The sequence below is a fragment of the Candidatus Dadabacteria bacterium genome (genome assembly GCA_009840385.1).
Lineage (GTDB): Bacteria > Desulfobacterota_D > UBA1144 > Nemesobacterales > Nemesobacteraceae > Nemesobacter > Nemesobacter australis.
Window position 1 is genome coordinate 110027 of sequence record VXNX01000013.1, and the last position, 19786, is coordinate 129812.

14 protein-coding genes and 1 tRNA gene are annotated in these 19786 nt (G+C 53.8%); 4 read left to right on the top strand and 11 right to left on the bottom strand.

Annotation, left to right across the window (positions count from 1 at the left end; translation table 11 throughout):
* Positions 1–4 precede the first annotated feature (4 nt).
* From msrA to F4X55_05005, 5 genes are all read right to left on the bottom strand, one after another.
* A complete protein-coding gene (gene msrA / locus F4X55_04985; protein ID MYC40351.1) occupies positions 5–532 on the bottom strand; it encodes a peptide-methionine (S)-S-oxide reductase MsrA in 528 nt (175 codons plus the stop codon).
* A gap of 200 nt (positions 533–732) precedes the next feature.
* Entirely contained in the window at positions 733–1839 is a 1107-nt protein-coding gene (gene mqnE, locus F4X55_04990) for an aminofutalosine synthase MqnE (GenBank protein MYC40352.1), read from the bottom strand.
* Positions 1818–3593 carry a menaquinone biosynthesis decarboxylase gene (locus F4X55_04995; protein ID MYC40353.1) on the bottom strand — a complete coding sequence of 592 codons (1776 nt, stop codon included), beginning with the start codon at positions 3591–3593 and terminating at the stop codon, positions 1818–1820. Before F4X55_04995 ends, mqnE begins: the two co-directional genes overlap by 22 nt.
* Positions 3594–3602: 9 nt before the next feature.
* The gene (locus tag F4X55_05000) at positions 3603–4154 is read right to left on the bottom strand and encodes a UbiX family flavin prenyltransferase (protein ID MYC40354.1); all 552 of its coding nucleotides are present in this window, start codon (positions 4152–4154) and stop codon (positions 3603–3605) included.
* Positions 4155–4156: 2 nt separating this feature from the next.
* Complete coding sequence (locus F4X55_05005; protein ID MYC40355.1) at positions 4157–4999, bottom strand: 4-hydroxybenzoate octaprenyltransferase; 843 nt, start codon at positions 4997–4999, stop codon at positions 4157–4159.
* A 177-nt stretch (positions 5000–5176) separates the two neighbouring features.
* Between F4X55_05005 and recO the strand changes: the two genes are divergently transcribed.
* The gene (gene recO, locus F4X55_05010; protein MYC40356.1) at positions 5177–5863 is read left to right on the top strand and encodes a DNA repair protein RecO; all 687 of its coding nucleotides are present in this window, start codon (positions 5177–5179) and stop codon (positions 5861–5863) included.
* 36 nt (positions 5864–5899) lie between these two features.
* Here the strand turns inward: recO and argJ are convergent, their stop codons facing one another.
* From argJ to F4X55_05030, 4 genes are all read right to left on the bottom strand, one after another.
* On the bottom strand, positions 5900–7078 hold the full coding sequence (gene argJ, locus F4X55_05015) for a bifunctional glutamate N-acetyltransferase/amino-acid acetyltransferase ArgJ (GenBank protein ID MYC40357.1): 1179 nt from the start codon (positions 7076–7078) through the stop codon (positions 5900–5902).
* A gap of 112 nt (positions 7079–7190) precedes the next feature.
* Positions 7191–8297, bottom strand: a complete 1107-nt coding sequence (locus F4X55_05020) for a quinone-dependent dihydroorotate dehydrogenase (protein MYC40358.1) — start codon at positions 8295–8297, stop codon at positions 7191–7193.
* 71 nt (positions 8298–8368) lie between these two features.
* Positions 8369–9469 (bottom strand): redox-regulated ATPase YchF, encoded by a 1101-nt coding sequence (gene ychF / locus F4X55_05025; protein MYC40359.1) that lies wholly within the window; start codon positions 9467–9469, stop codon positions 8369–8371.
* Between the two features lie 32 nt (positions 9470–9501).
* Positions 9502–9579 (bottom strand) — tRNA-His (locus tag F4X55_05030).
* Between the two features lie 237 nt (positions 9580–9816).
* On the opposite strand from F4X55_05030, the gene F4X55_05035 reads away from it, so the two are divergent.
* The 3 genes from F4X55_05035 (at position 9817) to F4X55_05045 (ending at position 16050) form a co-directional block, all read left to right on the top strand.
* Positions 9817–11577 carry a hypothetical protein gene (locus F4X55_05035; GenBank protein ID MYC40360.1) on the top strand — a complete coding sequence of 587 codons (1761 nt, stop codon included), beginning with the start codon at positions 9817–9819 and terminating at the stop codon, positions 11575–11577.
* A 271-nt stretch (positions 11578–11848) separates the two neighbouring features.
* A complete protein-coding gene (locus tag F4X55_05040) occupies positions 11849–13732 on the top strand; it encodes a malate synthase (GenBank protein ID MYC40361.1) in 1884 nt (627 codons plus the stop codon).
* A gap of 44 nt (positions 13733–13776) precedes the next feature.
* Positions 13777–16050 (top strand): isocitrate lyase, encoded by a 2274-nt coding sequence (locus F4X55_05045; GenBank protein MYC40362.1) that lies wholly within the window; start codon positions 13777–13779, stop codon positions 16048–16050.
* Between the two features lie 251 nt (positions 16051–16301).
* On the opposite strand, the gene F4X55_05050 is transcribed toward F4X55_05045, so the two are convergent.
* Both F4X55_05050 and F4X55_05055 read right to left on the bottom strand, forming a co-directional pair.
* Positions 16302–17792 (bottom strand): hypothetical protein, encoded by a 1491-nt coding sequence (locus tag F4X55_05050; protein MYC40363.1) that lies wholly within the window; start codon positions 17790–17792, stop codon positions 16302–16304.
* 1 nt (position 17793) lies between these two features.
* A complete protein-coding gene (locus tag F4X55_05055) occupies positions 17794–19659 on the bottom strand; it encodes an N-6 DNA methylase (protein ID MYC40364.1) in 1866 nt (621 codons plus the stop codon).
* Positions 19660–19786 lie beyond the last annotated feature (127 nt).

Here is a 19786-nt window from a genome sequence, read left to right on the forward strand (position 1 = left end):
CAGTTCACTGAAGATCCTGCTTCCCCCAGGTTCTTTCAATAAAGCCCTCCCTCCCCGAACCTATTTTGTAATTGCCGTAGTGAATCGGGTTTTTCTTGTAGTAATCCTGGTGGTATTCCTCCGCTCTGTAGAAAGAGACGAACTTCTCTACCGAGGTGACTATCGGCTTTTTGAATTTGCCCGACTCCTCGAGTTTCTTTTTCGAAAGAAGGGCTTTTTCTTTCTGTGAATCGTTATGGTAGAAGATAGCGGTTCTGTAGTGCCTTCCCCTGTCGGCAAACTGCCCGTCCACCTGGGTCGGATCAATGTTTATCCAGAAAGTCTCAAGAAGGGTTTCGTAGTCTATCTTCGCGGGGTCGTAAACGACCCTTATCGCTTCCGCGTGGCCCGTCTTTCCCTGCCAGACCTGCTCGTAGGTGGGATTTTCCTCCTTTCCCCCAGAGTAACCCACTACCGTTTCGACAACCCCGCTGAGACTGTCAAAAGGAGGTTCCATGCACCAGAAGCATCCTCCGGCGAAAGTTGCCTCCATGTAACCGCTGTTTTTCCCACTTTCCATGTTTTTAACCTCCCCTACACTTTCGTTGTACACGGGAAAAGCCGCACCCGCAAGCACAACAAGCACCGAAACAAAAATCCTAGACCAGAAATCACGTCTCATTTTTCCTCACACCAAGCAAAAACCGGGAAATTACCGACTCCGAGGACCCGTAGAGCCCCCCCAGGCGGGAATCAGTTATATACCCTTATTTCGTTATAAAGCGCGTCTCTCTCAACGGGAACGTACCCCGAATCCCGGATCATCTTTATCATGAAATCCCTGCTGTGACCCACTTCAGAAGGAGCGCCGGCGTCGTGAATGATCTTCTCCCTCATTATCGTTCCGTCCGCATCGCTCGCACCGTAATGCAGGGCCACCTGGGCCGCTTTTTCCCCAAGGGTAATCCAGTAGGACTTTATGTGAGGGAAATTGTCAAGATAGAGCCTCGCAAGCGCGTGAACCTTCATGTCGTATGAGGCCGGAAAAGGCTTTATATCCTTAAGACCCGTGTTCTCCGGCTGGAAAAGAACGGGGATGAACGCAAAAAACCCGGGGAACTCGTCCTCTATTTTTCTAAGCCTCTCCATGTGGTCAACTACGTGGAAGGGTTTTTCAAGATGGCCGTAGAGTATGGTGGCGTTTGTAGGGATGCCGAGTGTGTGGGCTAGGCGATGGATTTCCTCCCACCTTGTCGCAACCGTCTTCGGGGCGCAGATCTTTTTTCTTACCTCTTCGTGCAGTATCTCCGCTCCCCCGCCCGTAAGTGCGTCAACGCCCGCGTCTTGAAGGGCAAGAAGTACATCCTTCAGGGAAAGGCCGCTTATCTCCGAGAACCAGTCGATCTCAACCGCGGTGAAGGCCTTTACGTGAATATCCGGGAAGTGGCGCTTTATCATCTTCACTATGTCCAGGTAATGATCGAACTCCCAGTCAGGGTGAAGGCCGCCAACTATGTGAACCTCTCTCATCTCCTCGCTCAGCATGGAAAGCATCTGCTCGTCCGAGAGCTCGTAGGCGTTTGCGGACTTCTTCGTGGTCCCGAAAGCGCAGAACCGACACGATATGGCGCATATGTTTGAAGGATTTATGTGGCGGTTCACGACGAAATAGACCTTTTCCCCCGATTTCTTTCTCTTAACGTAATCCGCCATCATGCCGACCGTGTTAAGATCGGGGGAATCAAGTATCGAAAGCCCGTCTTCAAAGGAAAGTCTGCGGCCCTCGGCGACCTTCTCCATTATGGGGAGCAGGTTCGGGTCGGTGCAGAAACTCTCGGTCAACTCCAGTACTCGCTCCATCTCGTCTCAACCTTGTCCTTCATATCCTCCGACATCTCTATTACCGGGGGATACCACTGTTTTATGGTGGCGTCGATTCCCATCCTGCCGTCGTAAACGACTGCCGAACCACGAAGTTCCGTATGTTCGAACAGAACATCCAGGTAAGGATCGAACCTAGTAAAGATACCCCAGATAAGTTCCGTGTCATCAGTTAAATCTATATCCGGGCTCACAAGGGCGATTATGCGCACCCCCTCAAGACCCGGAGTATCGAACAGTCTGCGTATCATCTCCTTGGGATCGGTCCGGGATTCATCCATCCGGACGACGCAGAAACCTCCCGAAAGAAGTCTGAATCCCGTTATCTCCGGATGTTTTTCCCTAGGATCGGGAACCTCCTTGGCGTAGGTTTTTCTCTCGGGGGAGTTTTTCCTTACTGCGTTTATTCCCATCTTGCTTCCCACGTTAAACTTGTTGCTCGTAAAATCAAGGGTGTCCAAGGGGGCCCACTGTATCATGAGGAAATCCTCCCTGGGATCGAAGTTCTCCCCAATTTCGTGAAGCACTGCCGAGAAATCCCTCGGGTTAACGTCGCCTGAAACGCAGACCATGCACTTTGTGAGAAGCAGCTGCCCAGTTCCCCAGAGGGCCAGCATTGCCTTTATCCCACCCTTGGGATAGCGCTCATCGACGGAAACAGCGAGAAGGTTGTGAAATCCCGCCTCGGGATACGCCCACATGTCCTTTACCTCGGGCTGTATTATTCTTATAAGAGGGGAGAACATCTCGCCGGCGGCAATCCCAAGGTAGACATCCTCCTGCGGGGGCTTGCCAACCACGATGGAAGGGTACACGGGGTTTTTCCTGTGGGTTATTTCGCTCAGGTTAAAAACGGGGAAATCGGCCTCCATCGAGTAGTGACCGAAATGATCTCCGAAGGGTCCTTCCTGCCTCAGCACGTCCCTCGGAACGGAACCCTCAAGTACGAATTCCGCGTCGGCCGGAACATGAAGCGAGATGCTTTTTCCTTTTACCATAGGCATCGGGCTTCCGCGAAGATAGCTCGCAAACGCAAGTTCATCCATGCCATCAGGGAGCGGAGCGACCGCGGAAAAGATCATCCTGGGATCTCCCCCGAGAATCACCGCGGCTTCGAGGTCCCTTCCCAGTTTTTTCGCCTCGTGGTAGTGCGCAGCTCCTCCCTTGTGCGCATGCCAGTGCATCCCGGTGGTCCTCCGGTCATATACCTGAAGCCTGTAAATCCCGAGGTTTCTTGAACCCGTAGCGGGATCCCTAGTTAGCACCAGACCAAACGTCACGAACTTTCCCCCGTCGCGCGGCCAGCATTTCATCACTGGAAGTCTTGAGAGGTCAGGTTCGGTTTCAACCTGCTGAACATCGCCGCGCTTCACCTTCTTAGTTCTCATGGAAAGCAAGCCGGTGGCCTTGGGAAGCACGGAAAAAATCCCCTGTATTGAGGGAGGGTTAACCTTGCGGAATATCTCGACAAGCTCCTCGCCGACGTCCGACGGTCTTCTGCCGAGAGCAAGCTCCACCCTCTGCTCGGTTCCGAAAAGATTGATTACAAGAGGAAAATCCGATCCTTCCACGTTTTCAAACAGAAGGGCAGGACCACCTTCCCTAACGGTTCGGGAAGCTATCTCCGTTATTTCAAGCTCAGGTGAGACTTCGGTTTTTATTCTCTTGAGATCGCCTATGCTTTCAAGATGGCTTATAAAACTCGCTAGATTGGAAAAACCTTTTGGGGGCATGGGAAAAAACTACTCCAGTTCGTCCCTTTTCCATCCCCTGCCGGTATCGACGCCGACGAGGCCTAAGAGCTTGTCCACGTATCCGCTCACCACATCGGAGATCGATTCGGCGCCCATGTAGTCAGTCGGAGAAATCGGCGCGATCACTACTCCCTCGCGGGAGAGCCGAAGAGCGTTCTCAAGGGCGATTGTGCCAAGCGGGGTTTCCCTGAGGGCGATTATAAGCCTTCTTTTTTCCTTGAGGGCGACGGCGGCTATTCTGGTTATGAGCGTGTCGGCTATGCCGTTTGCGATCTTGGCAAGCGTTGATACCGAACACGGTACTATGACCATAGAATCGAAATGGTTGCTCCCCGAGGAAAAAGGCGACGCGAGGTCTGAATCGCTGTAAATATCGGTTACCCAGGGACGCAGTTCCTCAACCTTGAGGCCGAGTTCCTCGTGAAGAACCCTCTTTCCCCATTTGCTTGCCACCAGATATTTCTCGTCGGGACACCTTCTTAGAAAATCAACCCCGTAAGCAACCCCCGACGCCCCGGTAATTCCGACTATGGTTCTCATTATTAAGGTAAGTATATACCCGCGAGAGTGAAAAATAAAACCGCAAAACCTATGAGAATATTGGTTCTGAAAAAAGCGGAATCAACCTGCCCGAAGCTTCCGTGTTCAAGGTAAAGCAGGTAGCCGCAGAGCAAAAGCGGCAAAAGCGCAGACAGGGTCCGGAACGAAAGAATATAGAGAAACACGAGGCAGGCGAACGAAAGCAGGTGAGAGACCCTCGAGACAAGCAGCGCCTTCTGTCTGCCGAAACGAGCAACAAGCGAGTAAATTCCGCGGCGGCGGTCAAACTCCTCGTCGGCCGTGGCGTATATTATGTCAAAACCCGAAATCCAGAGGAAAGTGAAACCCGAGAGCACAACTGCCGGAAGCATCTCCTCGAAGGAGCACTTAACGGCAAGCCATCCGCCAAGCGGACCGAGCGCAAGGGAGAGTCCCACGCCGAAATGACAGAGGCTGGTAAATCTCTTCATTAACGGATAGACGGTAAACGCCACAAGCGGAAGCGGCGAGAGAAAGAATACAAGCGGACATATGAGATAGGCGGAGACAAAGTAAAGCAGGGCCCCCGCGGCCGCCACGGCCAAAGCCTCGACCATGCTCATCTTGCCCGAGGGAAGCTCTCTCTGAGTGGTTCTCGGGTTCTCCCGGTCTATTTCCCGGTCAAAAATCCTGTTAAGCGCAAGCGCGGCGGTCCTCGCCCCCGTTCCCGCGAGCACTATCAGCACAAAAAGCCGGGCACTGAATATCCCGCCGGCGGCAAGAAAAGCTCCCGCGAAAATGACCGGAAGTGAAAAAAACGTATGTTCTATTCTAAGAAATCCCGAGAGATTCTTTAAAAAAGCCATTGCTTGATACGGAATCCTACTGAATGTTTCGTCTGCGCGGACGATCTTCCGGGCGGATAGTCACCCGCAGAGAACGTGTCCGCAGCTTACTTTGCCTGTCATCTAAAATAACAGTAATCTTCTCAAACACACGGGAAATTTCAATGAAAATCAACATTTTGAGCCTGGAAACAAACGATGGAAACATGTGAAGCGCTTGTTTTAAGGAAATCAAGTTACGGGGAAGCCGATCTCCTGGTAACCCTTTTCTCAAGGGAACTCGGGAAATTCAGGGCGCTTGCCAAAAACGCGAAAAAAAGCCGAAAGCGCTTCGGGGGACGTCTCGATTTCTTTAACCGCCTGGCAATCGAAGTAACCCTGAACAAGGGAAGATTCAATCTCATCGGGGACGTGACACTTAAAAAAAGCTACAGGGAGATAACGGAATCCGTTGACTCTTTCGTCGTGGCAACCCGAATTCTCGAGCTGCTCGATTTCCTAACCCCCGAACAGGAACCCGGAGGCGAACTGTTCGACCTTGCGGCAGAAACCTTGGGGCTTCTCTCGGAAAAACGGGAACCGTATTCTGTTTTTCTCGTTTTCTTCCTTCGAGCGCTTACCCTTTGCGGTTACAGACCCGATTTGCGCTTTGACAGGGAAAAAGACATCGCGGGGTTTGACGTTGAGAACGGAAAACTCGGCAATCTTGAGAAAACACGCGGGAAAAGAAACGTCTACCCCTTCCACATGGACATAATGAGACACCCGGAAATCATGGACGCAAACCTGGAGAAGGTAAAAAATAACATAAGGGTTCTCACGAGATACGCCGAATACCGCACCGGAAGACATCTTGAAAAAACCGGGTTTGCTGACGAAACCTAAGCATGAAACACGAAGTCTCCGCCGAAGGCCCCCTGATCAGGTCCTGTAATCGGAATTGATCGAGACGTACTTGTGGCTGAGATCGCTTGTGAGAATCGAGTAGGCCGCTTCCCCTTCCCCGAGACTAAGTGTCACGGTAAAGGACGGTTTTTTGAACACGGAGGCAAACCTTGATTCCGGTTTAGATCTTACCCCTTTTGAAAATACCTCTATTCCGCCAAAATAAAGCTTTATTTTTTCCGGATCGAATTTCACGCCGGCCCTTCCGGCGGCCGCCACTATCCTTCCCCAGTTCGCGTCCTCTCCGTAAAACGCGGTCTTAACGAGCTGGGAAGTGGCTATCGTCCTTGCGATCTTCTCGGCGTCTCTCTCGGTCTTGGCTTCCGTAACATTGATCCTGACGGCCTTAGTAGCTCCTTCGCCGTCGCTTACTATCATCTCGGCGATCTCTCCGCATAAAGACGAAAGCACGTCTACGAACCTGCCGTAATCCCCGCTTTTCTCCGTAATCTGCTTGTTTCCCAGAACTCCGTTTGCAAGGATGAAAACGGAGTCGTTGGGGGAAGTGTCCCCGTCAACAGTTATGGCGTTAAAAGAACCGCCTGCCGTTGCCACAAGAGCTTTTGAAAGAGCTTTCCGCTGAATATTAAGGTCAGTCATTATAAAACAGAGCATGGTCGCCATGTTAGGACATATCATCCCCGCCCCCTTGCCGATAGCCGAGACGGTAGCGGTCTTTTCTCCCACGGCAAGCTGCCTTGATGCGTACTTGGGAAAGGAGTCGGTCGTCATGATGGCTTCGGCCGCCTCGCGTAAATTGTCTTCTCCAAGACCCTTTATGAGCCTAGGAATGGACTTTTTGATTTTCCCGACGCGCAGCCGTTCCCCTGTAACCCCGGTTGACGAAGGGATCACGAGCGATTCATCTATACCGAGCCGCCCCGAGAGCGTATCTGCAATTTCAAGTGAGTCTTCATAGCCCTTTTGACCCGTGAAGGCGTTAGCATTTACGCTGTTTATTATTAGCGCCTGGCAGAGCCCGCCTGCGATTCTCTCCTGCCCAACAAGCACGGGGGCGCCTTTTATCAGGTTTTTCGTGAATATGGCGGACGCGTGGGCCGGAACCGTTGAGAATATAAGCGCCAGGTCCCTCTTTTCGTCTTTCCTAAGCCCGGCGGATACGCCGCTTAGCAGAAATCCCGGTACGTTTTTCATAGGGGAATTATATACAAACTATGCTGTCTACGGAATAAAAACCGGAACCAAGCCGCAATGACCACCGCAAGAAAGACTCAAGGTCCGGTCTCCCTTAACGCTTCTCTGCGGTTCACCGGTGGTCGGAACCTGTAATCTCGCTTATGTCGCTGATTCCGTTTTTATCCATGAACCGGAGAAGCCCCCTGTTTATCAAGTTCGCAACCGAAAGCCCCTCTCCGCGAAGACCCGTAACCACCTGGAGGGCTCTTGCGCCCGCACAAAGCTTCTCAAGCGCAGAAGCGGTGTCGCAAACGCCCCCGACCCCGATTATCTCAAGCTCCCCGCCAGTAGTACGGTAAATGTGGGAAATAATCGACGTTGAAAGCGACCTGTACTCAGGATCGTTTCCGCTTATTCCCCCGGGAAGACCTTCCCACTTCGCGCCGTATTTCGCCTTGAGGGCCCGGTTGTCACTCGTATTGGTAGCGATTACGCCCGAAATCCCGGAATCGATCACGACCCTAAGGAGGTCATCGATCGCCTCCAGGGAAAGATCCGGGGAGATTTTTACAAATAATGGTTTCCCCACGCCCGAGGAATCCACGAGTGACTCCGTTACCGCACATATTATCTCCCCAAGGCGCCCTCCGTCCTGAAGCTTCCTGAGCCCCGGGGTGTTCGGGGAACTCACGTTTATGGCGAAGTAGGCAGCGTCGGAACGGAATTTCCGCGCGACGGCGGCGTAAGCCCGCGGAGCGTCTTCATGGCTTGTGTCAGAGTTTATGCCCAGGTTTATTCCCACGGGCGTATCGAGACGGCCATACCACCTGAGGTTCTCTAAAACAGCGTCCATCCCCGGGCTGTTAAGGCCAAGAGAATTAAGGCACACATCGGGGGTTACCATGAACTGCCTGGGCTTGGGATTTCCCCTCTGGGGCCTCTCGACGACCGAACCCACCTCGACTCCCGCAAACCCAAGAGAGTAAAGCGCTCGAAGCGCTTTCCCGGTCTTGTCCCATCCGGCGCCCACGATAAGCGGGTTCTCAAAAGGCACCCCGGCGACCGTAACGCCAAGTCTCTTGTCCCTGACCCTAGCCCCGCCGCTTGCGGCGAACTCAAGGAGTCTCAAAGTGAGGCCCGAGAACTCGCAGAGGTGCATGAGTTCCTTTACGTTATGGTGCCACGTTTCTGAATCGAGACGGTCAAGAACCGGCCTTAGAAAAGTTTTATAGATCATGCCTTTTGGAGAATTTTATCCGAACAAGGCGTCGGCAGGCAAAACCGGACCCGGAACTAGGCACGTGCGGGTCAGACGTTGAACCTGAAAAACATGACGTCCCCGTCGCAGACCTCGTAATCCTTTCCCTCAAGCCTCATTTTTCCGGCTTCCCTTACCATCTGCTCGGAACCTTCCCTCACGTAGTCCTCGTAGGATATGGTCTCGGCCCTTATGAAGCCCCTTTCGAAATCGCTGTGGATAATCCCGGCAGCCTGGGGCGCCTTGGTTCCCCGCTTGACCGTCCACGCCCTTACTTCTTTCGGCCCCGTGGTGAAATAGGTAAGAAGCCCGAGATTCGAGTACGCGCAGTTAACAAGCCTGTCAAGACCGGAGTCGCAAAGCCCGAGCTCCTCCAGAAAAACCGCCTTCTCCTCGTCCCCAAGTTCGGATATCTCGGCCTCTATCTTGGCCGAAACAATGATAACATCATCTCCCGCGCCGCTCGCGTGCTCCCTCACCTTCTGAACCTCCACATTTCCTTCGGTCCCCGAAACTTCGTCCTCCGATACGTTACATACATAGATAACAGGCTTTGAACTCAGAAGAAAAAGCTCCCGCATAGTATCCGCACATTCCTCTCCGCCGGGAAAATCACGCGCGCGCCTCCCCGTCTCGATAAATTCTCTAAGAGATCTTACCGTCTCAAGCTCCCTGATTATGTCCCTGTCCCCGCTTTTAGACTGATTCGCGAGTCTTTCCTCCCTTTTCTCAACCGTTTCGAGGTCCTTGAGGATAAGTTCGTCCTCGATCGTGTGGATATCGCGGATGGCGTCAATTCCCTCCTCAACGTGAACAACGTTTTCATCCTCAAAACATCTGACTACGTGAAGTATTAGATCCACTTCCCTTATATGGGAGAGAAAAGCGTTTCCCCTGCCCTTTCCCTCAGAAGCTCCCTTCACGAGCCCCGCGATGTCAACGATCTCTATGCTTGCGGGGACGGTCTTCGGGGGTTTTACGATATCCGAGATGGCATAAAGTCTGGGGTCCGGAACCCCGACCACCCCTATGTTAGGATCTATAGTGCAGAAAGGGAAGTTGGAGGCGTCCGCGTCCGCGTTTGTAAGCGCGTTAAAAAGAGTCGACTTCCCGACGTTCGGGAGTCCCACTATTCCGCATCGAAGTCCCATTTGTCTTTAATTTTCCGCTGCCTGTGAGGAAATGGGGTGGATGACCGGATTTGAACCGGCGACCTCTTGGGCCACAACCAAGTGCTCTAACCGGGCTGAGCTACACCCACCGTTGAAACTTTCATTTTCTATAGAAGTAAAAACCAAGCTTGCTAGTATACCGGCAACCCCATTAACAGACAAAATCGCCGGGAGAAAGTCCCCAGAAGCCCTGCGTCCGCTTTCGGCGCCACGGGGCAGGTCTCGATCGGCAAGCCGTCGCTGCCGGACAGACGGCGGGATCGTTTCTGCTTGCAGCTCAAACACATGATTTCCAAAATCTGACCATTTTAGTATAGTATCTCGGCATGTCTACCGACACTTCCACTTTGCGATCAGACGTCCGCTACGAACCTAACGACAGACCGCCAACGCCACTGGTAGCCGGGCTGGGCCTGCAACTTGCCATTATCACCATATCGGGGATCGTCCTCACGCCGTTAATCGTGATCAAGGCGGCCGGCGGATCTGAGACTTACATGATGTGGGCGGTATTCGCATCAGTCGTGATCAGCGGGGTCAGCACGATATTGCAGGCCGTCAGAGTTGGTCGAATCGGCGCAGGATATGTCCTCCTGATGGGCACCTCCGGCGCATTCATCGCAATCTGTATTACCGCGATCGCGCAAGGCGGACCCGCAATGTTGGCGACGCTCGTCATTATCTCGTCTTTGTTTCAATTTGCCCTAGCGAGACGTCTTTCCCTCTTTCGCCGGATACTCACCCCCACAGTCGCAGGCACGGTAATCATGCTGATTTCCGTCACCGTGATGCCAATAATTTTCGATCTCCTGGACAACGTTCAGGATGCCGCACATCCCCAGGCTGCCCCCCTCACTGCGCTTGCAACCGTACTTGTCATCACTGCCATCGCCCTCAAGGGCACCGGTGTATTTCGACTTTGGGCACCCGTAGCAGGCGTCATTATAGGATCCATTCTTGGCGGCTTTTTCGGAATTTACGACACGGCACGCATTTCCGAGGCCGCCTGGATCGGGTTTCCGCAAGGAGGCTGGCCCGGCCTCGATCTGAGCTTTGGACCTATATTCTGGACGCTTCTGCCCGGGTTCATTTTTGTCACCCTGATTGGTGCAATCGAAACAGTTGGCGACTCCGTAGCAATTCAGCGCATTTCGTGGCGACGGCCGCGGGCCGTAGACTTTCGTTCCGTTCAGGGAGCCGTGGCTGCCGACGGGGTGGGCAACCTGCTATCCGGGTTCGCCGGCACGATTCCAAATACGACGTACTCGACCAGCGTATCGGTAACGGAACTTACCGGAGTGGGAACCCGGACAGTCGGGACTGCTGCGGGCATCGTCTTTCTCATCTTGGCGTGCTTCCCCAAGGCACTCGCCGCAATTCTTGCAATTCCGAGTCCGGTGGCTGCCGGGTATCTAGCCATCCTGGTGGCCATGCTGTTTGTGGTCGGAATGAAGGTCGTCGTCCAGGACGGAATTGACTACCGCAAAGGCATGATTGCAGGAGTTTCATTCTGGGTAGGTGTCGGCTTTCAGAACGGCGTGATCTTCCCTGAGTATTTTGCTGAATTTGCCGGTGGCTTATTGCAGAACGGCATGACAGCAGGTGGCCTCACCGCTCTGCTCCTGACGCTTTTTGTTGAAGTCACTGAACCCCGGCGAAGACGCATAGAACTTCCGTTCCACATTACGACATTGCCGAAAATCCGGGAGTTTCTGCGATCGTTTGCTTCCCACAGCAGTTGGGGGGAGGCAATGGCTAACCGCCTTGACGCCGCCAGTGAGGAAACCCTGCTCACACTGCTTGAGCAGAAGACGACATCAGATCAGGAAGAACCCTTGCGGCGACTGCGCATTATTGCGCACAAGGAAGGCGACGAGGCTGTGCTTGAATTCGTTGCATCAGCCACTAAAGAGAATCTCGAAGACCAGATCGCGCTGCTAGGCGAGCGGGCTACGGAAGCCCCAACTGAACAAGATGTGTCTCTGCGACTGTTGCAACACATCGCCTCGTCGGTACAACATCAACAGTATTACGACACGGACATCGTCAAGATCCGCGTGAAGGCACCGGCTCCTTCATCCGACTGAGTGCTCAAAGGAAGAGCGCTCGAGGTTTTAGCTGTGTCAGCCGGGAAATACCGGCGTTCCCGACCGCCTGTCTTCCCCTATGAAGCTCACATACCGGCAGCTTAAAAAACCCCTTCTATACTCACCTGTATGATCCCGTTCAAAGTTAAAAAACCGCCGTTTTCCCCGACGCCCAACGGGTTCCGGCTGGGATATTTGATTTAATCGAGAACTTGTTTATACTAGGCTGTTTTTATTCAATCATAACAGGCATCCGAGGAGCGAATAACCAATGGGCACCACGCTGCACATAAGAGACAACATCGAGCAATCCTACGGGGACGTGTACACGCCGGAGGCGCTGGAGGCCCTTGAATTCATGGCCCACTTCAACGGCGAGCAGAAGGCCCTCATGGAAAAAAGGACCCAGAGAAGAAAAAGGCGCTATGAATCCAAGGAAAGAATAACTTTTCTTGATCCAGATTCTCTTATCCCGCGCACCAATCTCAAGATCCAGGACGCAAGGGACGGAAAATTCGAGGGGCCGGAGATTCCCCACGACCTCAAAACACAGTGGATACAGGGAACGGGCCCAGCGGCAAAACCGAACTCCCCGGTTGAGAAAAGCATAAGAAACGTCGCCTACGCCCTTCTCTCGGGCGCGGACGGGTGGATGTTCGACGGCGAGGACGCCCTGGGGCAGATATCAACGATGTCCCTTGACAATCAGCGTAATCTAAAGCTCGCAATCGCGAGGGACGAAGTGTTCATGAAAACCGCGGAAGGCGTGGCCGGGGAAATGAACAGGTGGGGACGGGATTTCTTCGGACACGACATAATCGAGGACTGGGAAAAGCAGCTTGACTTCACCACCGTTATTTTCAGGGCGAGGGGACTTCATCTGGACGACCGCCACATACGCGACGCCGATGGCGTAGCGCTTTCGGCTTCCGTGGTCGACATGACACTCTTTGTCGTTAACAACTACAAGGAGCTTGCCAAGAGAAACTCATCCATAGTCCTTTACCTGCCTAAGATCCAGACCGCCGAGGAAGCCGCGCTATGGAACGAGATGCTCAGCGCCCTTGAGGGCCACATCGGGCTTCCCGAAGGCACGATAAAGGTATACGTGCTTATAGAGCAGCTCGAGGAAACCTTTCAGCTGATGGAGATAAGGGCAGTTTTGGGCAAGCACTTCGCCGGGTTTAACACCGGCAGGTGGGATTACATAAACAGCGTCTCAGATGCCATGGCGTGGGATGAGGATTTCGTTAACCCGAACATAGAGTCAATCACCATGACCTACGGATACATGAGAAACTACGAGGACCGCGTGAGAAGGGCCGTAAACACCCCGGACGTAAACGGGAACTTTGCGCTCTGGCAGGGAGGCATGGAACCTAACATACCGGTGGGGTCGAAAGAGGGGGTCGAGAGCAGCATGGAGAAGGCCTACGCGGGGGCCGTAAGGGAGCAGCAGGAAGGAGCAAGCGGCAAATGGGTTGCCCACTGGAAGATGGTTCACATAATAAGGCCCGTCTGGGAGAAGGTCGGCGAGGAGAACCAGCTCGGAAGGGAGTTCCCTCCCCTTACCTACACCCAGGAGGACGCAGACGGCCTCATACTTCTTGAGCCCGCCCCGAGAACGATAAGGGGGGCGCGCAACCTGCTTAGCGTCGGACTTCAGTACGGAAACGCATTCGGCCAAGGATTCCAGGCCGCGGCACTTAAGCCCGCCGACTTCTTCGGAAACGACGACATCCTCTACCTGATGGAGGACGCCGCGACCGGGGAGATAAGGCTCAGCATACTCTGGGAGTGGATCCACAAGGGAGCGGAACTCACCGAGGACGACCCCGAGACGGGGCTTAAGGCCGGGGACACGTTCACCGTCGAGGTCTTCGAGAGGCTTCTTGAAGAAGAATACGCAAAGCTCCAGGCGGCAAGCGACAGGGACGTCCACGACATCTCTAAGCCCACTACCCTTCCGATAGCAAAGCAGATAGTGAGAGCCTACGTGCTTGACGACGTAAAGGTGCCGTGGTACATAGACCTGCTCAACATAAACCTAAACAACCACGACCACGAGGTGGCCTCGCAGAGAATCGAACTCTACATGACGGAGTTCGCGGGCAATGACACGAGAATCACCGAGAACCTCGATTTCGTAATCTAGGTTCCCGAAAAAACAACCATTTTTATTTTCAGGAGAGCATATCGATGAGCCAGTTAGAAGCTGAGATAAGGAAGACGAAAAGGTATTTCTCAAGCGCGCGCTTCAGGGGAATAACCCGTCTTTACTCGCCCCGCCAGGTGGTGGAGCAGAGAGGAACCATAAGAAGGGACTACTCGATCGCGAAAAACGCCGCGGGAGCGTTCTACAAGAGACTCCGCGAGCTTTTCGCCGAGCGAAAGCAGATAACGTCCTTCGGCCCCTATTCGCCCGGCCAAGCGGTCATGATGAAAAGAAAGGGAATAGAGGGCATATATCTCGGCGGATGGGCCACGTCGGCAAAGGGATCGATCGGCGAGGACCAGGGAGCGGATCTCGCGAGCTACCCGCTTAGCCAGGTGCCGGACGAGGCGGCCCCCATAGTGAGGGCACTTCTCGCCGCGGACAAGAACCAGAGATACAACCGCGCAAGGATGACCGAAAAGGAAAGGCAGCAGACGCCCGAGATCGACTACAGCCCCTTCATAATCGCCGATGCGGACACGGGGCACGGCGGCGACGCCCACGTTAGAAACCTTATCAGAAGGTTTGTCGAGGCGGGCGTTACAGGCTATCACATAGAAGACCAGAAGCCCGGAACCAAGAAATGCGGTCACCAGGGCGGAAAGGTTCTCGTGCCTTCCGACGAGCAGATAAAGAGGCTTAACGCCGCCCGGTTCCAGCTCGATATCATGGAAGTGCCGGGAATAATAGTTTCAAGGACCGACGCCGAAGCCGCCACCCTTCTTGACGGAAACGGGGACGAGCGCGACCAGCCGTTTGTCCTGGGAGCAACCAAGCTCAACATCCCAAGCTACAAAAACGCCTACCTTACTATTCTTAAAAGAATCCACGAAAAAGGCGTAAAGGAGATAAACGGCCACAAGCTCTACAAGATAAGCAAAGAGGTCTACGCGGAAACGGACAAGTGGCTTGAGGAAACCGGCATAGCGTCGTTTATTGACGAGAATATAGAAGCAATGAAGGGGGATACCCAGGAGCTTGAAACCGCTTTGGATTCCGTAGTCACCAAGTTCGTCGAGATATGGGAAGAGGAGTCCGGCCTCAGCACCTTCGGCGAAACAATAGAAACGCTAATGGAGTTTAACATGGAGCAGGGCATTGAATTCGATATGACCATCGAGCAGTGGAGGGAGTTTGCCAAGACCGCCTCCACTAAAGACGCCATGGAGAAAGCTGATTCTCTGGGAATCGACTACATATGGGACCCCGAGATTTCAAGAACGCCCGAGGGATATTCCCAGGTAAAAGGCGGAATCGAATACGCGATCGCGAAGTCGCTTGCCGTGGCGCCCTTCGCCGATCTGCTCTGGATGGAGACCAAGACGGCTGACCTTGAGGACGCAAGGCAGTTCGCGGACGCCATCCACGAAGTGTTTCCGGACAAGATGCTTGCCTACAATCTCTCTCCTTCCTTTAACTGGGACACGACGGGAATGACCGACGAGGAAATGAAGAAATTCCCGGAGGAGATAGGGAAGCTCGGCTTCGTGTTCGATTTCATAACCTACGGAGGCCACCAGATCGACGGCATGGCCGCCGAAGAGTTCGCGACCGCGCTCATGCAAGACGGCATGCTCGCCCTAGCGCGCGTGCAGAGAAGGCTGAGGCTCATAGATTCGCCCTACAAGACTCCGCAGACCCATGTCGGAGGACCCCGCATGGACGGAGCGCTCGTGGCAAGTTCGGGAAGAACCGCAACCACGAAGGCCATGGGCAAGGGTTCGACCCAGTTCCAGCACCTAGTTCAGACGGAGGTTTCGATCAAGCTTCTCGAAGAGTGGCTCGAGGCCTGGACAAGGCACTACAAGATTGAAGACAGCTTCACCGTTGAACTCAAGCCTCACACCGTGGGCACTTTCGTGCTTGAACTGGACATCATGAACGGCAAAGGCGATAAGGTGGCAGATGTCATATTCGAGATACTGCAGGACAGAAAGGGAGAGAAGATACTGACGGTGAGGGACGAGAACAATTTTGACCCTGCCCTTCGCCAGAAACGTCTCGCTACCCTGCTTCACCTGTTTTTGATCCACCGCTACAGAACGGATTTCGTGCACTACGTGAGCCCGACAGAGGATAATCTCATGCAGACCAAGGGGATGATGAGGCTTGGGATCTACGAATCGGTTAACACCGAAGTCGGTCACATAATAGTGACGAAGGTGAACGTCGAATACGTGAAGGAACTGCTTAGTCCCAACCGCAGGGAACTCAAGAAGCTTATCGCGAAAAAAACCGGTAGACGCAAAAAGAAGTAACGGAGTGCCGGATTGAAAAGATTCTGTTTTTGTGCGTGCCCAAGGTGAAAAGTGTTTCTTTTGGGAATTATATATCTAGGTTGACTGCTTTCTCTGTTTGTCCGCTTCCGTCGCCATCGTCTTCTCGACATACTGCCGAGCCCGTTTGTTCGCAGCCCGCTTCAGGAACCGCTTGACGAGGACTCCGTTTGTGTCCTTGTTAGGTCACGGAAGTGCAATTGTCCGTGCTTTTTCGATGGTTCCATTGTGCTTCACCGTTTCCCCGGTCGGTAGGTCTGCACCCCCTTGGCCGCTTCTTCGGGCGTTGCACTCTTGTAACCCGCTTTGTATGTCTGCTTTTGCGGATGGCTAAACCTGTCGGTAAGTTTCGCTACGCCCGCTTCGGCAGATAAAACGGCTTGCGATTTCATGGACATTCCTTTCTTCATGAACGAATCTATGTTGCGTAACATACTTGATTTCGGCAGCGGAACCAAAACATTCCTGATGTGATCCTCAGTCAGTTCATCCACAACCGCACCATGAATGTTGGCAATTAGTTGAATCTGCCCCAACGGGGATGTGAGGAACGAGCATAGATATCCGGCGGGACACGCCTTTTCCTGCGGCACGACACGCATAATGTGTTCGGAAGCCGCCCAGCCATCCCACTCATCTGGGCAAATGGTCACGCGCCCTACGGTTCCAGATCGTGTAACGAGAACCCACCCGGCTTCAATCGAGACTTCGTCTATGAGTTCATGTTCTCGGGACAGGTATTTCAAGTCCGCTGCTTGGAATTGGACAACGTGACTCCCTTGGAGAAACGGCACCCCGTACTCGGGTTGGACGTAGATTCTCTTGAATCTCTTTGGCATGAAAACTTCCGCAACATTCCGTAGCGGCACCGCATCCATTTCGCGCAATTGGTCAAGGGCGTCGAAAAGGGCAGGATTGTAGTGTCCGGCATCGATTCTGAGTTCCCCGCTCAGGTGCGTTGACCGAAGGGAGAACCAATTGGCTTGGGAACAGTCTGCCGATGACGTTACCGGGATGGTGTCCACGGCCTTGCGTACCAAGGTCGCTGCTTCCGAGCGTTCATCGACCGATGCTGTCATTGCAGTCTCAATCGAATGGACCAATGCTCTATCTTCCGCCGTTTCCGGTAAGGGCACGAGAATGTCTTCTGCTTGTTCTTCGGTTAGTTCATCGACCACCGCCCCATATATGTTTGCGGTCAACTGGGCTTGACCGAGTGGCGAAGCGAGGAACGCGGCTAGATAACCGGAAGGGCATTTCGTCTCATCTGGAACAATACGAAGGATATGCTGCGAAGCCGCCCAGCCATCCCATTCCGGCAGGCAGATGGCAGTTCTTCCAATGGTTCCCGAGCATGTCACCAAAAGCCATCCGGCGCGCACTATCCACTGTTCGAGCCTATGGCTGGACAGGGATAGGTATTTGAGATCGGCGGGTTGGAAGTGAACGACGTGGCTTCCCTGCAAGAATGGGATACCGTGTTCTCTCTCGACGTACATGCGTTTGAATCTCGGCGGGATGAACACGTTTTCCGTGATGTCGGCCAATCGTTCGAGGCGCATGCCCGATTCATTCAAAGTGCGTAGCGCTTCGATCAGACGGGGACTGTATCGTTCCGCGTCAAAGCGAAGTTCGTCCGAGTCTGTCAGGAAGCCGGACGGCAGGACGTAGCTCTCCGTTTTGGACGGAGGTGCATGCTTGGGAGAGGGAACCGTTTGCAGCATCTCATGCTCCTAGCCATTCCTCGAAGTCCAGCACTACCTTTGGCAAATCGTCATCTATCGTTGGTTCTTCGTTGTCGTCGAGAATCACGAATCCTTCCGGTGTCTTCACGAAGACCTTGTTTCCCCTCTTGTCTATGCCGACCTTCTTGGGAATGGCCATGAAGACACCGTATTCGTCCAGCGCTCCCGCCCGCGCCAGCTTTACTTCCTCCCGAGAGAGTCTTTGCAGCACCAGGACACTCGGATTCGGCACTCCACCCCCTTCGGCGAAGGTCTCCTTGGGCAGGTCTATGGAAGCCACGATCCGCGTGTTCTGGAGCAGCCACTTCCGGATGAATCTGAGTCCGGGGTTGTTGGCGATGCTTCGAGGAAGGACGATGGCGAGGTATCCGCCCCGCTTGACGTACTTCAATGCGCCCTCCACAAACAACTGTTCGGCGGGCATGAATCTCCGCATGTCCTTGGATTCCAACGCAGGCAATTCATAGCGAGAAAGAATATGCGGGTCGTCTATGTTTGCTTGTCCTCCAAACGGAGGGTTCGTCACCACGATGTCGAATGCGCCTTGCTTGATTTTCTGACGGGCCGTTTCGTCCTCCCATTCCCCCGGTGCAGCGAGGGAGTCACCTTGGAACACGTTCACGGAACCGTCGCCGTGCATGACGAGGTTCATCTGCGTTGTGCGGACAAGAAAGGGGTTGATATCCATGCCAAAGATGTTGCGTTCCGCCAGTTCTTTGACGCGGATTTCCGCACGGGTGCGGATATCTTCTTCGGAACCACCTTTCGCCCGCTCGAATCCGGTTATCTTTTCTCGCACAAGGTTGATTACCGCGACGAGGAATCCGCCCGTTCCGCAGCAGCAGTCGAGCACCTTCAAGGAGGCGATTCTCTGGTTCGAGTGCAGCGACAACACCATACGGACGGCCATGTCGCAGACATTGCGAGGCGTGAAGAACTCGCCCCGATCTCCCCGCAGGTTTGCTCCAACCAGTTCCTCGTATGCCTGCCCCTTTATATCCGTCCGGGTATTGAGCAACGAGTATCGCTGCAATTCGGATACGATGTAGGCGAGAACCTTCAGGTTCAACTTGATCCGGTCATCTGGTTCAAAGATATAGGGATAGCGGTCCTTGACCTCGTTGAACAATGGCGAGATGCGTTCGTCCCGAAGCCTGCGCTGCCCAGCGATGGACTTGCGCTCCTCCCCGAGAACGAAAAATCGCAGATCGTCCACGACCTCTTTCTCGTCTAACACCTTGCAGAAGATAAGCTTTTGGAGTTCGTGGAATGCTTCAGCCTTCTGGATTCCCTGATTGGCGTAAATATAGTTGTGACAGCGCCGGAGTGAAGCCTTGAGGTCAGTCGCCGGGGTAAGTTCGTGGAACTTGGGCGGTTGCGGCTGCGTATCCCCAAACCGTGGAATATCGGTCGTGTCTTCAATCTTCCCGTCTTCGGCTTTCTCGTAGGCCAGCCTCTCCGAACCTACCCACAGCCCGAACCGGCACGACGAACAGGCGCTCATGTAGCTCTTGAGTTGTTCGACGCCTTCATCTTTGTCCTTCGGCTTGATGTCTTCGCGCTTCGCTTCCACAATGACGGCAACTGTGTCCTGCCGTCTGGGACCACCCGGTTTGAAGATCACGATGTCGGCGCGTTTTCGCTTCGTCCCCATCTTCACCGAGAACTCGACGGCCATGTCCGATACGTCATATCCGTACTCGTCAACGAGACTCCTCGCCCATCGCTGCCGGACGTTTTCCTCGGGGGTATCCTTCCGCAGTTTACCGCTGACAAAGCACCTAATCTTGCCTGCCGGTACGAAGGGAATTACCTCGGCAGGAGGTTTTTTGTCTTTCCCGCTCATGCCTGTACCTCTACCGACAGTCTGTTGTTGCTCACCAGCTTCCGGTAGGGCAGCATGAGTCCGCCTGTGACGATGGCCATCTGTTCGATAGTGTCTAGTTCCTGGATGTTGTGGCAACTAGCGAACT

Bases quoted from the DNA above. Each gene is read 5' to 3' on its own strand.
- F4X55_05035 (MYC40360.1), top strand. From the start codon at position 9,817: ATGTCTACCGACACTTCCACTTTGCGATCAGACGTCCGCTACGAACCT.
- F4X55_05005 (MYC40355.1), bottom strand. From the start codon at position 4,999: ATGGCTTTTTTAAAGAATCTCTCGGGATTTCTTAGAATAGAACATACG.
- F4X55_05040 (MYC40361.1), top strand. From the start codon at position 11,849: ATGGGCACCACGCTGCACATAAGAGACAACATCGAGCAATCCTACGGG.
- argJ (MYC40357.1), bottom strand. From the start codon at position 7,078: ATGAAAAACGTACCGGGATTTCTGCTAAGCGGCGTATCCGCCGGGCTT.
- mqnE (MYC40352.1), bottom strand. From the start codon at position 1,839: ATGGAGCGAGTACTGGAGTTGACCGAGAGTTTCTGCACCGACCCGAAC.
- F4X55_05045 (MYC40362.1), top strand. From the start codon at position 13,777: ATGAGCCAGTTAGAAGCTGAGATAAGGAAGACGAAAAGGTATTTCTCA.
- F4X55_05050 (MYC40363.1), bottom strand. From the start codon at position 17,792: ATGCTGCAAACGGTTCCCTCTCCCAAGCATGCACCTCCGTCCAAAACG.
- ychF (MYC40359.1), bottom strand. From the start codon at position 9,469: ATGGGACTTCGATGCGGAATAGTGGGACTCCCGAACGTCGGGAAGTCG.
- recO (MYC40356.1), top strand. From the start codon at position 5,177: ATGGAAACATGTGAAGCGCTTGTTTTAAGGAAATCAAGTTACGGGGAA.
- F4X55_05020 (MYC40358.1), bottom strand. From the start codon at position 8,297: ATGATCTATAAAACTTTTCTAAGGCCGGTTCTTGACCGTCTCGATTCA.
- F4X55_04995 (MYC40353.1), bottom strand. From the start codon at position 3,593: ATGCCCCCAAAAGGTTTTTCCAATCTAGCGAGTTTTATAAGCCATCTT.
- F4X55_05000 (MYC40354.1), bottom strand. From the start codon at position 4,154: ATGAGAACCATAGTCGGAATTACCGGGGCGTCGGGGGTTGCTTACGGG.
- F4X55_05055 (MYC40364.1), bottom strand. From the start codon at position 19,659: ATGAGCGGGAAAGACAAAAAACCTCCTGCCGAGGTAATTCCCTTCGTA.
- msrA (MYC40351.1), bottom strand. From the start codon at position 532: ATGGAGGCAACTTTCGCCGGAGGATGCTTCTGGTGCATGGAACCTCCT.